The 13177-nt window shown below is 69.2% G+C and carries 8 protein-coding genes; 4 read left to right on the forward strand and 4 right to left on the reverse strand.

The genetic code is table 11. The annotated features are described in order from the left end of the window. Positions 1-51: 51 nt before the first annotated feature. Both ACFRCR_RS10855 and ACFRCR_RS10860 read right to left on the reverse strand, forming a co-directional pair. A complete protein-coding gene (locus tag ACFRCR_RS10855) occupies positions 52-2793 on the reverse strand; it encodes a glycoside hydrolase family 3 C-terminal domain-containing protein (RefSeq protein ID WP_377677457.1) in 2742 nt (913 codons plus the stop codon). 6 nt (positions 2794-2799) lie between these two features. Next, positions 2800-5304 carry a glycoside hydrolase family 3 C-terminal domain-containing protein gene (locus ACFRCR_RS10860; RefSeq protein WP_377677458.1) on the reverse strand — a complete coding sequence of 835 codons (2505 nt, stop codon included), beginning with the start codon at positions 5302-5304 and terminating at the stop codon, positions 2800-2802. A gap of 78 nt (positions 5305-5382) precedes the next feature. Between ACFRCR_RS10860 and ACFRCR_RS10865 the strand changes: the two genes are divergently transcribed. Both ACFRCR_RS10865 and ACFRCR_RS10870 read left to right on the forward strand, forming a co-directional pair. Beyond that, entirely contained in the window at positions 5383-6000 is a 618-nt protein-coding gene (locus ACFRCR_RS10865; protein ID WP_377677460.1) for a TetR/AcrR family transcriptional regulator, read from the forward strand. Positions 6001-6161: 161 nt separating this feature from the next. Beyond that, on the forward strand, positions 6162-8309 hold the full coding sequence (locus ACFRCR_RS10870; RefSeq protein WP_377677462.1) for a DUF262 domain-containing protein: 2148 nt from the start codon (positions 6162-6164) through the stop codon (positions 8307-8309). A gap of 257 nt (positions 8310-8566) precedes the next feature. Here the strand turns inward: ACFRCR_RS10870 and ACFRCR_RS10875 are convergent, their stop codons facing one another. Both ACFRCR_RS10875 and lpdA read right to left on the reverse strand, forming a co-directional pair. After that, a complete protein-coding gene (locus ACFRCR_RS10875; protein WP_377677468.1) occupies positions 8567-8695 on the reverse strand; it encodes a type I restriction enzyme endonuclease domain-containing protein in 129 nt (42 codons plus the stop codon). A 509-nt stretch (positions 8696-9204) separates the two neighbouring features. Then, a complete protein-coding gene (gene lpdA / locus ACFRCR_RS10880; RefSeq protein ID WP_377677464.1) occupies positions 9205-10608 on the reverse strand; it encodes a dihydrolipoyl dehydrogenase in 1404 nt (467 codons plus the stop codon). A gap of 439 nt (positions 10609-11047) precedes the next feature. Here lpdA and ACFRCR_RS10885 point away from each other — a divergent pair, with 439 nt between their 5' ends. Beyond that, a complete protein-coding gene (locus tag ACFRCR_RS10885) occupies positions 11048-11980 on the forward strand; it encodes a DUF808 domain-containing protein (protein ID WP_377677465.1) in 933 nt (310 codons plus the stop codon). A gap of 130 nt (positions 11981-12110) precedes the next feature. Continuing rightward, entirely contained in the window at positions 12111-12950 is an 840-nt protein-coding gene (locus tag ACFRCR_RS10890) for an LLM class flavin-dependent oxidoreductase (RefSeq protein WP_377677466.1), read from the forward strand. Positions 12951-13177: the final 227 nt, after the last annotated feature.

Below are 13177 nucleotides of genomic sequence, written 5' to 3' on the forward strand. Positions count from 1 at the left end.
TCACGGGGGAAGGTGCGCTCCGGCGTCGGGCACGTGCGGGCCAGGCCCGGATCACTCGAAGAGCGTGGTCCGCAGCGTGGTGTACAGGACCGTGTGGACGCGGTCACGCAACGCGTTCCCCACGCCTACGGGGTCCTCGTCGACCGCGGCCTTCGTGGCCTTGTCGGAGCCCGGGAGCATCGCGAGCATGAGGTCGTTGCCGTAGCGGGCCGCGAGGCCGGGATCCATCCAGGCCCCCAGCACCGCGTCGGTCGAGACGACGCCCTGGAAGCCCCACTCGCCGCGGAGCACGTCCTGCAGGAGCTGCTCGTTGCCGCCGGCCCACACGCCGCCCATGTTGATGAACGAGCTCATGGCACCGGTCGGGTCGGCCTCCTTGACCGTGATCTCGAAGGGCTTGAGGTACAGCTCGCGCAGCGCCTGCTCGTCGACGAAGACGTTCACGCCCGTGCGGGCGTTGACCTCCTGCTCGTTGAGCGCGAAGTGCTTCATGAAGGTCAGCACGCCCTTGCTCTCGGCGCCCGAGACCATCGCGGCCGACATCATGCCCGACAGGTGCGGGTCCTCCGAGAAGTACTCGAAGTCGCGCCCGCCCAGGGCCGTGCGGTGCAGGTTCATGCCCGGGGCGTACCAGCCCTCGATGCCGTAGGCGTTCGCCTCGGTACCCACCGACTCGCCCAGCGCACGGGCGAGGTCGTCGTTCCAGGTCGAGGCCACGACGATCTGGGTCGGGTAGGCGGCCGCCTCGAGCGAGCTGAACAGGGAGTTCAGCCCGGCGGGCCCGTCGAGCAGATCCATGGCGGGGATGCCGAGGCGGTCGACCGCGTGCGTGCGGTACGCGCCCTTGGCGAAGAGGTCGATCTGCTCGTCGAGCGTGAGCTGGTCGAGGAACTCCTCCCACTGCGGGTCGTCGTGGTCGAGGCCCGCGAGGTCGGCCAGGACGAGGCCGTTGTCGGCGCCGTAGGTCGGCGTCTGGCCCTCTGCCGGCTCGATCTGCGGGTCCATGCGCGCGAGCAGCTCGTCGGAGGCCGTGGCCCCGGCCTCGGGCGCCCGCGGGTACGTGCCCTCCCAGTCGGCGCGCGAGAGGTACGTCAGGTCGCCCTCGACGTAGTCGAAGCGGTTCGTGAGCTCGGCCCCCGTGTCGGCGTCCGTGGCGTAGACGACGTCCTCGGCCACCACGTGGTCGAACTGCGCGACCGGGGTGTGGACGTCGGTGCGCACCGAGACCTGGTAGGTCCCGGCCTCGAGCAGGTACGCGCCGTGGCCCTCGGTGTCCCAGGAGGCCATGTCGCGCACGTCGAACGTGACGGTCACGGTCTCGGAATCCCCCGGCTGGAGCATCGCCGTCTTGTCGTAGCCCGCGAGCTCGATCGCGGACTTCTCGATGCCGCCCGGCGTCCAGGGGGCCGAGAAGTAGACCTGCACGACGTCCTTGCCCGCCGTGCCGCCCGTGTTGGTCACCGTGACGTCGACGCTGATCGTGTCGCCCTCGACGCGCGGCACCGCGGCCTCGTGCGCGAACGTGGTGTAGCTCAGGCCGTGGCCGAACGGGAACTGGACGGCCTGCGCGTAGCCCGCCTCGTCGCCCGCGTAGCGCGTCTCGTAGTAGCGGTAGCCGACGTAGATGCCCTCTTCGTAGTCGAGGTGGGAGCGCTTGACGTTGGCATAGTCGAAGTCGCCGACGTTGGCGATCGCCGGGGCGCTCGTCACGTCGTACGCGTAGGTGTCGGTCAGGCGGCCGGACGGGTTCACGTCGCCCGTCAGCACCTTGGCGAGCGAGACCGCGCCGCGCGGGCCCGGCGTGCCGATCCACACCGCGGACCTGATCTGCGGGTACTCGTCGAGGAAGCCGAGCTCCATCTGGTTGCCCGAGTTCACGACCACCACGACGTCGTCGAACGACGCCGTGACACGGTCGAACAGCGCGCGCTGCTCGTCGGTCAGGCGCAGCTGCTCGGCGCTCATGTCCGAGCCCTCGACGCCGTCGTTCCCGATGACCACCAGCGCGGTGCCGGAGAACTCCGCGGCCTGGGCCATGACGTCGTCGGTGAGGTAGTCCGGGGCGGGCTCGCCCTCGGCAGGCTTGAGCATCGAGCTCGCGATCTGCAGGAGACCGTTGCCGCCGCCCGTGCTGGTCTTGGCGCCGGCCTCCTCCATCGTCGCCTTGAGGTCAGGGTTGACCGTGACGCCCTGCTCGGCGAGGGCGTCGTAGAAGGTCACGGACTGCGACTGGTTGCTGCCGCCCGACCCGCCGCCCCCGAGGATGAGGTTGAAGGACGCGAAGCTGAAGACGTTGAGGGCGTCCTCCGCCAGCGGCAGGAGATCGTCCTGGTTCTTCAGCAGGACGATCCCCTCGTCGGAGATGTCCTCCGAGACCTGGGCGGCGTTCTCGCGGGCGGCCACGCCCGCCTCCGTCGACGAGTCGTACTCGATGGTCATGAGGCGACCGAACGCGCTCGCGAACGGTGCGACCAGTCCCCCGATCGCGATCACGGCCACGGCCGTGACGCCCCAGCCCACCGCGCGGCGCGGCCGGTGCTCGACCTTGCGCTCGATGCGCGCGCGCCGCCTGTCCTCACGGCGCTCGGCCCGGGTCATCCCGGCGCGGGCCTCCTTGCGCTCCGCCTTGGCGGCCTTGCGCGCCTGACGGGCCGCACGCCTGTCGGCCGCCTTGGCCGCCCTGCGCTCCTGCGGCGCCATCGCCTTCAGCTCGGCGCGTCGGGCCCGCCTTGTCGCGCGCAGCGCCTGTGCGCGCGCGACGGCGTCCCGCTTGATCTCTGTGCGTGTCGCCATTCCTTCTCAGTCCTTCTTCGGAGCCCGCGCGGCCATCGCGTGGGCACGCCATGCCGGGACCAGGCGGCGTGCACCGCGCCAGAACCGGCCGTTGACCATCAGCAGGAAGGCGTCGAGCATCGCGTCGTCGACCTTGCCTGCGCTCATCCGCGACACCGACCGGAAGGGCAGGTCGAGGACGAAACGGGTGTTGTTCGCCGCGTGGGGACGCCCCAGCAGCATGAGCAGTCGTCCGGCGACGTCGATGAGCCGGACCAGCCCTCCCCCCACGCCGCCACGACCGCGCGCCTGGGCGATGATGTCGGCGCGCGTGAGCGGGCGCCCGGCGGGCCAGTCGGCGGCCGGGGGCGTCCGTCCCAGGAGCGCGGCGAACTCGTCGTCGGGGACGCGGTCCACCTGGCCGCTGCGGTAGTGCGGGAGGCCCGTGGTGTCGGGGGCCCACGGCTCGCCGTCGACCACGACGGGCGCGGACAGCCGCAGGTCGCGCGACGACGCGCCGACCTGCACGGTGTAGGTGCCGGGCACGGTGCGCCACTCGTGGGCGCCCGTGTCGTAGGCGTCGAACGCGTGCTCGGCGAGGTCGACGGTCACGCTCGCGCTCTCCCCCGGTGCCAGGGTGACCTTCGCGAACCCGGCGAGCTCGCGGGGGGCGCGGAACTCGCCCTCGGCGGCGCGCGGCGCCTCGACGTAGACCTGCACGGTCTCGGTCCCGGTGCGGTCGCCGGTGTTGGTGACCGTGACCTGGACGCTCGTGCGGTCCGCGGCGAGGGCGCTGTGCTCGAACGTCGTGTAGCTCAGGCCGTGCCCGAACGGGTAGCGGACCGGCAGGCCGACCTTGTCGGCGTGGCGGTAGCCGACGTAGATGCTCTCGCGGTGCTCGGACGTCGCCTCGGTCCGCCCGAACGTCGCCGACGACGGCACGTCCGTGTAGCGCAGCGGATACGTCTCGGCGAGGCGTCCGGCCGGGTCGACCTTCCCGGTCAGCACGTCGGCGATCGCCTGGCCACCGCCCTGGCCGCCGAGGTAGCCGTGCACGATCGCGTCGACGTGCTCGGCGAACGGCAGCTCGACGGGCGCGCCACCGGCCAGCACGACGACGACCGGCACGCCGAGCGCGGTCAGCTCGCGGGTCAGGGCGAGCTGGTTGCGCGCGAGGCGCATGTGCGTCCGGTCGACGCCCTCGGCCTCGGCGGACTCGTCCAGGCCGAGGAACAGCAGCACGACGTCGGCGCGCTCGGCGAGGCGGACAGCCTTGCGCCGGCGTCGCACCGACGACGGCGAGTCCCACGCGCCCCGGCCCCCGTCGCGGCGGGCAAAGCCCTGCTCGTAGCCCACGACGTCCAGGCCGCTGTCGCGCAGCGCGTCGAGCGGCACGTCCAGCCGGGTCGGGTTGACCAGCGAGCTGCCCGCCCCCTGGTACCGGGGGTCGGCTGCGAAGTCACCGATCACGGCGACGCGGCCCGAGTGCGACCCGAGCGGCAAGGTGCCGCGCGCGTTGCGCAGCAGGACGACCGAGCGCCGTGCGGCCTCGACCGCGAGCGCGTGGTGGGCGTCGAGGTCGACCGGTGCGGCGCCGTCGGGCGTGCGGGCGGTGAGCGCGGCGCCGTCGGGCGGGGTCGCGGCCGTGCGGGCGCGCTCCGTACGCGCGATCAGCGTGAGCAGCTCGTCGACGCGGGCGTCGAGGACCGCCTCGTCGAGGCGCCCCTCCTCGACCGCGCGCACGACCTCCGCGTCGGTCGCCCCGTCGGTCGACGGCATCTCGAGCGCGTTGCCCGCGACGAGGCCCGCGACGCGGTCGTTGTTGCCGCCCCAGTCGGTCACGACGAGGCCGTCGAAGCCCCACCGCCCCCGCAGGATCTCCTCCAGGAGCTCGCGGTGCTCGTTCGCGTAGGTCCCGTTGACCTTGTTGTACGAGCTCATGACGGTCCAGGGCCGACCCTCGGTGACCGCGATGCGGAACGCCTCGAGGTAGGTCTCGTGGAGCGCGCGCTCGTCGACGACCTCATCCATCGTCATCCGGTGCGTCTCCTGGCTGTTCACCGCGAAGTGCTTGGCGCTCGCGCCCACGCCGCGGGACTGGATGCCGCGGATCTGCGCTGCGGCGAGCCGGCCCGCGAGGAGCGGGTCCTCGGAGAAGTACTCGAAGTTGCGGCCCGCGAGCGGGTTGCGCTTGATGTTGAGGCCGGGGCCCAGCAGGACGCTGACGTTCTCGGCAGCGGCCTCGGTGCCGAGCGCCTCGCCCACCCGCTCGACCAGTGTCGGGTCCCAGGAGTTGGCGAGGGTCGCGGCGGTCGGGAAGCACGTGGCGGGGATGCTCGCGTTGAGGCCGAGGTGGTCGGCCGCCCCACCCTGCTTGCGCAGGCCGTGCGGGCCGTCGGTGAGCATGATCGAGGGAACGCCGAGCCGGTCGACCGGCTTGGTGTTCCAGAAGTTCGCGCCTGAGGTGAGCGAGGCCTTCTCGGTGAGGGTCATCTCGCTACGGGCACGTCGTCGGGCGTCAGGAGTGAGCACGCCGCAAGGATAGCCCAACGTCCACCAGTTGGTGGAATTAGGCGAGGGGGTAGCCTCTGACCTCGGAGGGGATGCACCGTGACCACGCAACAAGCAGCCACGACCGGGCGACCCGACGGGTACGCCACCGGGCGGGCGACCAAGCAGTCGATCGTCGCCCGCGCAGCAGAAGCCTTCGCCCAGAAGGGGTTCTACGGCGCCTCCCTGCGCGGCATCGCCCGCGAGGCCGGGATCGACCACTCGACCCTCCTGCACCACTTCGGCAACAAGACCGCGCTGCTCCTGGCCGTCATCGCATGGCACGACGCGCAGCACGCACCACCCGAGATGCCCACAGAGTTCACCGCCGAGGACCTCGTCGACGGGTTCGTCGGCACCGCCGAACGCAACCGGGAAGCACCCGGGTTGGTCCAGCTCCTCTCGACCCTCTCGGCCGAGGCCGGGACCGAAGGACACCCCGCGCGGCCGGTGCTCCAGCAGCGGCACCAGGTCCTCGTCGGGGTCATCGGCGGGATGATCCGGACGCAACGTTCACGTGGCGTGCTGGACGACGCCGGGGCGTCGCCCGAGGAACGCGCCGCGCTCGTCATCTCCACCTGGGAAGGACTCCAGGTCTACGACGCGCTGCACCCCGGGGAGGTCGACGTGCCTGGGATGGTCGGGGAGATGCTGCGGCGGGAGTTCGGGATCGCGTGAGTTCCTGCGCTGCGGCGCCGTCGTAGTCGCGGGCGCGGCCCCGGGTTCTCGACGGCGGAGCGCACCGTCGCGCAGAAGGTGGGGTCCGGCGTCGCGCGTGCAGGATTCTCAAGTCTCTTCAAGGTGACCGATGGGCTGGAGACAGCTGGGCGCGGTTCATCATGGTGGTAGCCCCTGCACCTTGCTTCCGATTCACCCGCTTTCCCCTTGACGCACCGCCCCACCCCGGTGAAGCTTGCGTCGACAACGGCACAAGCAAGGAGCGAACGATTAAAGGCACCGAGAGCAAGCTGCGAGAGATCCTCGAAGGCACGAAGCAGTACGTAGTCCCGGCCTACCAGCGCGACTACGCGTGGTCGACCGGACAATGGAACGCTCTTTGGAGGCCCGTGGAGCGTCAGTTCGACGCCCTCGTAAATGGAAACTCGCTTAGCCCTTACTTCCTCGGTAGCCTGGTGATAAATGCACAGGCGGATTTGTCCGTCTCTTCGGACGAACAGCCGAAGAGGTGGGACGTCATTGACGGCCAGCAGCGGTTGACGACAATCGTGGTTCTACTCGCTGCACTGCGCGACGCTACCACCTCGGCCGTCCTTCGGGAAGCGATCGACGAACAAATTCTGAGAAACAAGTATGCGGCCAGCGATGGGCGCCTGAAGATCCTACCCAAGGCCACTGACGCCGAAGGAATGCGCGACCTCCTCATCGATGGCGGGGCCGGAGGAACCGGTCGCATCCATGTCGCCTATACCTGGATGCGCGAGAGGGTATGCCGACTACTCGATGTGCATGGATCCGCTGCCGCGAGCCAGCTCCGTCAGGCGATCCTCGACGGCCTGCTCGTGGTGAAGATCGAGGTGGGCGAAGGCGACAATCCACACCGCATCTTTCAGACACTGAACAGCACGGGAGTCGGACTCTCCGAAGTCGACAAGCTGCGAAGCCATTTCTTCATGCTGCTTCCAGATAGCCACGAAGATGCCCATCAAACATACTGGCGCCCAATGGAGGCCGCACTCGGGCGCAGCTTTGGCCGCTTCCTTTGGGTCGACTTGGCGAGCCGCGGGAACGGTCTGGAGCAAGTGAAGACGGAGGCAGTTTACGAGCATTGGCAGCAGATCCTGCAAGACGTCGAACACTCCGAGGAAGAAGTCACGGCGACGCTGAAGGACCTGTTTCAGCGTCAGACAGTCTTTCTCGCGGCAACCGCGCCCAAGGACGATGGGCTAGCAAACTCCCTACGTCGACTGAACGAGTGGAGCTCGAATGTTCACCAGCCACTGACCCACCACCTACTGGTGCGGCATGCGGCAGGCGACCTGAGCGAGCCTGAAGTCCGTCAATGCTTGACACTGATCGAGTCGTTCCTGGTGCGACGAATGCTCGTCGGCACACCGACCAACAACCTCAACCGCATCTTCACGACGCTAGTGGGCCAGGTCGCGTCGTTCGACAAGCCGAACGTTGCCGACGCACTCCACCGGTTCCTCTCGGAGCCGGGAAAGTACTGGCCGACGGACGCCGAGCTACGCGACAAAGCCGGGACCGCCACGTTCGCCGCGTTTCAGCGAGTAACCCAGCGGTACTTTGTTTTGCGACGACTAGAAGAACACCGCTCCCAGGACGGCCACATCGACTGGACCTCGGCCAATTTCACCCTTGAGCACTTCATGCCGCAAAGGCCCAATGCGCAGTGGTCCACGTATCTACGCGAGTCGGGCGTCAAGGACGTCGAGCAGGTCCACCGGGAGCTAGTGGACACGATCGGCAACTGCACACTTACGAGCCTCAACCAGAAGCTATCGAACTCGTTCTTGGACCGTAAACAGGGGATTCTCTCCGATAGCACACTTCACCTCAATACCGAGATCGCTGAGTCCACCGACTGGCTACCCGAGAATATCCGACAGCGTTCGCGACGCTTGATCGACGAGGCGATTGAGATCTGGGTTGGTCCGCTCGCTACCGTGAGCGATCCCACTGCGCCCGACCTCTCGGCTGTTGAGGCGGCCCTCGCGGCACTCACGGGGGCCGAGTGGACCTCTGCGAATGCTCTGGCGGAGGCCTGTGAGATCTCTTACGACGACGTCGTCACCTACTTGGACCTAGCTCGTCCGATGGAACACCAGCGAATCCTGAATGACGAGGGCGTCCCCGACCCGCGTCGCGCCTGGGTTCGAGACGAAGGGCTTACAGCAATCGGCGAGCACTTGGTTGCGCTCGGCGTCCTCGCTTCGACGGTAGATCTGACCGCCGACAAGAGCTTGTTCGTCGATGGAACTGCTATCGCCGAGCGGGTCGGAGCCTAGAAGGGTTATTTCGCCTCAGCGCATCCCCGGGCCCGTGAATCGGAGGCCCGGACCGGCGAGAACTTGCGGGTCCGGGCCTCTGTCACAACGCATCCGCTCTGAGCGGACGTTTGGCCAGATCAGGAGTTGATCATCTGGGACCGGGGCTCATAATCACTGATAACCCGCAGTTTGTACGTTCGGTCGGGGCGCGACGTGCCCACCCCTGCGCACCACCCCTACGAAGGTGGCGCTACGCTATGCAGCCTCAGCCTCGGTCATCTGCTCCGCCTTGGGGATGCTCGTTCGGTCACAGACGGGTCCTTGTCCGCCGGGTAACCGTGTTCAATGAGCAGCCGCTTGATCTCCGTTCTCAGTTTCGGCCGTATGGACTCTCTACCTGCCAGCCAGCCTTAGCGTCGTTGCGGACGATGTTGGAGATTTCGCGCAATGGCGACCATGACCTCGTCATGCCCGCACTCAACCTCACCGCCTCGATGCACACCCTGGTCCTGACCGGCCACAATGCCCGCCGGTGAGAATCCAGACGGCTGCACCTTCGCCTGTCGACCTCCCCGTGATCCCCGCCACCGCGCCCGCCCGAAGGTGTTGCACCTTGCGGTACACCCACCTGGGCCACTGTCGTTAACGACTGGCTCGACAAGCTCCGCAACCTCGGGTCAGCTCCCGGCAGGGCCCCTCCCGACGATCCCCCACCAACCCCCGGCTCGAAGCGTGGCGGAGATGTCGCGGGTGACCCCACGCCCTCCGCACCCGTCGGAGCGGCCCCTCCTGGCTCGCGATGTCCCTTTCTGCCCACTCGCATGAGGGCGCAAAAAGGGGCCCGGGCCCGCGAAGACTCGCAGATCCGGGCCCCTCACCGACCGCTCCACCCCGATCGGCCAGAACATTCAGGTCAGAAGTTGATCATGTGCCCCGCGAGCCCATGGATCGCCTCCTGCACGGCCTCCGACAGCGTCGGGTGCGTGTGCACGTTGCGCCCCAGCTCGGACGCCGTGAGATCCCACTTCTGGGCGAGCGTGAGCTCGGGCAGAAGCTCGGACGCGTCGGGGCCGATCAGGTGGCCACCGAGAAGCTCGCCGTAGCGGGCGTCGGCGACGAGCTTGACGAAGCCCGTGGGCTCGCCCAGGCCGTGCGCCTTGCCGTTGGCGGTGAAGGGGAACTTGGAGACCTTGACGTCGAAGCCCTCGTCGCGGGCCTGCTGCTCGGTGAGGCCGAAGCTCGCGATCTGCGGCTGGCAGAACGTCGCGCGCGGCATCATGCGGTAGTCGCCGAGCGTCATGGTCTCGGCGCCGCCGATGGTCTCGGACGCGACGACGCCCTGCGCCTCGGCGACGTGCGCGAGCATGAGCTTCGCGGTGACGTCACCGATCGCGTAGATGTGCGGGACGTTGGTGCGCATGACGTCGTCGATCGCGATCGCGCCGCGGTCCGTGAGCTGCACGCCCGTGTTCTCGAGGCCGAAGCCCTCGACGTTGGGCGCGAAGCCCACGGCCATGAGGACCTTGTCGACCTCGATCGAGCCGGGCTTGTCGTCCTTGACGCCCTTGTAGGACACGGTCACTGAGGACCCGTTGTCGACGACGGTCTGCACCGCTGTCGACGTCAGGATGTTCACGCCGAGCTTCTTGTACTGCTTGGCGATCTCCTTGGAGACCTCGACGTCCTCGTTGGGCAGCGCACGGTCGAGGAACTCGATGATGGTCACGTCGACGCCGTAGTTCTTGAGGACGTACGCGAACTCCATGCCGATCGCGCCGGCCCCGACGATCGCGATCGAGCGCGGCAGCTCGCGCGTGAGGATCTGCTTCTCGTACGTGACGACGTTGTCGCTCAGCTCGACGCCCGGGAGCAGGCGGACCTTCGAACCGGTCGCGATGATGACGTTGGCGAACGTCACGGTCTCGGTCTGGCCCGAGGACAGCGCGACGTCGATCGTGTTCGCGTCGCGGAACGTGCCGCGCCCGTCGTACTCGGTGATCTTGTTCTTCTTCATGAGGAAGTGCACGCCCTTGACGCGGCCGTCGGCGACGTCGCGGCTGCGGTCGAACGCCTTGCCGAAGTCGAACGACACGTCACCCCTCATGCCGAAGAAGTCGGCCTGGTGCGTGAACAGGTGGGCGAGCTCCGCGTTGCGCAGGAGCGCCTTGGAGGGGATGCACCCGACGTTGAGGCACACACCGCCCCAGTACTTCTCCTCGATGATCGCGACGGACTGGCCGAGCTGGGCCGCGCGGATGGCGGCGACGTAGCCGCCGGGGCCCGCGCCGAGGACGACGACGTCGTAGTGGTTAGCCATGGGGACCAGCCTAGGACGTCTGCCCGACGGCGGTGCGACCGATCGCGTCACACGTCGCCCGGGGAGCGCCGAGGGTGACGCCCAGGACCGCCGACGGTGACCCACCTAGTCGCCGAGGGTGACTACCTGGTCACCGACGGTGACGTCCGAGACCGCCGAGGGTGACCGACCCGGTCGCTGGCGGTGACCAGACCCCAGGCGAAGGTGACACCACCGGCCGACGGGAGCGACGCCGTCGGGCAGCCGACACGTCACCCCCGGCGGACTGGTGCGTCACCCTCAGCGGGCGCAGGCGCCACCCTCGGCGGTCATGCACGTCACCCTCGGCCCGCGGACGCCCCGCGACGGCGGGGCGCCCGAGTCGTTACGATGCGCTACAGCCGCGTCGATTCCCGACCTCAGGGCTCGTGGGCGGCGACACGGGCCTCGTGGAGACCTCATGGCCGTTGGACTCGCAGCCCTCCTGGACGACATCGCAGCGTTCGCCAAGCTGGCGGCCGCGTCCGTCGACGACATCGGCGCCGCGGCGGGGCGGGCGAGCGTCAAGGCGACCGGCGTCGTGATCGACGACACCGCGGTCACGCCCCAGTACGTCGCCGGGCTGGCCGCGAAGCGCGAGCTGCCCGTGATCAAGCGCATCGCGATGGGCTCGCTGCGCAACAAGCTCCTGTTCATCCTCCCCGCGGCCCTGCTGCTGAGCCAGTTCCTGCCGTGGCTGCTGACGCCGCTGCTCATGGTCGGTGGCGCCTACCTCGCGTTCGAGGGCGCCGAGAAGCTCTGGGAGATGGTCTCGGGCAAGCACGGCGAGGCCGTAGACGACGCCGCGGCCAAGAAGGCCGTCGACGAGGACAGCGTCGTGTCGAGCGCGGTGCGCACCGACTTCATCCTCAGCGCGGAGATCATGGTCATCGCGCTCAACGAGGTCGCGGCGGAGGGCTTCTGGGCCCGCGCGATCATCCTGGTGATCGTCGCGCTGCTCATCACGGCGGTCGTGTACGGGATCGTCGGGCTCATCGTGAAGATGGACGACATCGGCCTGCACCTGGCGGGGCGCGAGACCGGCTGGGTCAAGTCGTTCGGCCACGGCCTGGTCAAGGCGATGCCGCGCGTCATGGCCGTCATCTCGATCGTGGGCACCGTCGCGATGCTGTGGGTCGGTGGCCACATCCTGCTCCAGGGCACGTACGACCTGGGCTGGCACGGGCCCTACGACCTCCTGCACGTCCTCGAGGACGCCGTGCACGGCGTGCCGGCCGTGGGCGGGTTCCTGGTGTGGCTCGTCGACACCCTGGGCTCGGCGATCATCGGCGTCGTGGCGGGTGCGGTCGTCGTGACGGTCGTGCACTTCATCCCGCGCAGGAACAAGCACTGATCCTCGCCCTCGCAGGGCGCTGCGGGCGGGTTCCCGGTCCTCCGGGAGCCCGCCCGTCGCCGTTCTCGGGGCGCGTGTGGGTGGCCGCACCTACCGTGGGAGGACCGCCAACGAGTCGCAGGAGGATGTCATGGGCTTGCAGTTCGGGTTCGTCGGGAGCTTCGGTTCCGCGTCAGAGCTGGTCGCGATGGCCCGTGAGGCCGAGGAGCACGGCTGGGACGGCTACTTCACCTGGGACGGCATCAGCCTGCCCGGCATGGAGGGGTACGACCCGTGGGGCATCCTCGCCGCTGCTGCCGTCCAGACCGAGCGCGTGACGCTGGGAGCACTCGTGTTCGCCCTGCCACGCAGGCGCCCGTGGGAGCTCGCGCGCCAGGCGCTGACGGTCGACCACCTCTCGGGCGGTCGGCTGGTCCTGCCGGCGGGCGTCGGGGTGCTCGACGACGCCGGCTTCAGCGCCGTCCCCGGTCAGCTCACGTCGCTGCGCGAGCGGGCCGAGCTGCTCGACGACGTCCTCGCGTTCCTCGAGCGTTCCTGGTCCGGTGAGGCGTTCTCGTTCGACGGGAAGCACATCTCGACCGGCGAGATGACGATCTCACCCCAGCCCGTCAACGGACGCATCCCGGTGTGGCCCGTGGGCGTCTTCCCGAGCGAGAGGTCGATGAGCCGCGCGGTGCGCTGGGACGGCGTGACCGTCCAGCTCCGCGGAGACCGCGGCCTGGACCCGCTCACGCCCGACGACGTGCGCGAGGTCGCGGGCTGGGTCGCCGCGCACCGGGACCCCGGCGCCGGGACGTTCGAGCTCGTCGTCCAGCGCGACTTCGCGACCGACCTCGACGCTGCCGCCGAGGACGCGCGGGCGCTCGAGGCGGCAGGCGCGACCTGGTGGCTCGAGGCCGGCTGGGACCCGACGAAGGTGACGGCAGAGTCGCAGCTCGCGCGGATCCACCAGGGCCCGCCGCGCCCCTGAGCGCGGGCATCTCCGTCACCGTCGGCGACGGTTCACGCCACCGTCGGCGGGCATGTCCGTCACCCTCGGCGGGCATGTCCGTCACCCTCGGCGCACACGCGCACACGCGCACACGCCGACGGCGCCGCTCCCCACCCAGGGGGGCGGCGCCGTCGGGGCAGGTCAGAGGGGTGTGAAGCGGACGGGCGCGCCCCCACGTTATCGACCGGCGGCAGGTGGTTCGCCGG

This window comes from Oerskovia sp. NPDC056781 (assembly GCF_042789955.1).
In the GTDB taxonomy this organism is placed as follows: Bacteria; Actinomycetota; Actinomycetes; order Actinomycetales; family Cellulomonadaceae; genus Oerskovia; species Oerskovia rustica.

What these genes read in the sequence shown, in the direction of transcription:
- ACFRCR_RS10870 (WP_377677462.1), top strand. Translation starts at nt 6,162, where the DNA reads ATGGTGGTAGCCCCTGCACCTTGCTTCCGATTCACCCGCTTTCCCCTT.
- ACFRCR_RS10885 (WP_377677465.1), top strand. Translation starts at nt 11,048, where the DNA reads ATGGCCGTTGGACTCGCAGCCCTCCTGGACGACATCGCAGCGTTCGCC.
- lpdA (WP_377677464.1), bottom strand. Translation starts at nt 10,608, where the DNA reads ATGGCTAACCACTACGACGTCGTCGTCCTCGGCGCGGGCCCCGGCGGC.
- ACFRCR_RS10890 (WP_377677466.1), top strand. Translation starts at nt 12,111, where the DNA reads ATGGGCTTGCAGTTCGGGTTCGTCGGGAGCTTCGGTTCCGCGTCAGAG.
- ACFRCR_RS10855 (WP_377677457.1), bottom strand. Translation starts at nt 2,793, where the DNA reads ATGGCGACACGCACAGAGATCAAGCGGGACGCCGTCGCGCGCGCACAG.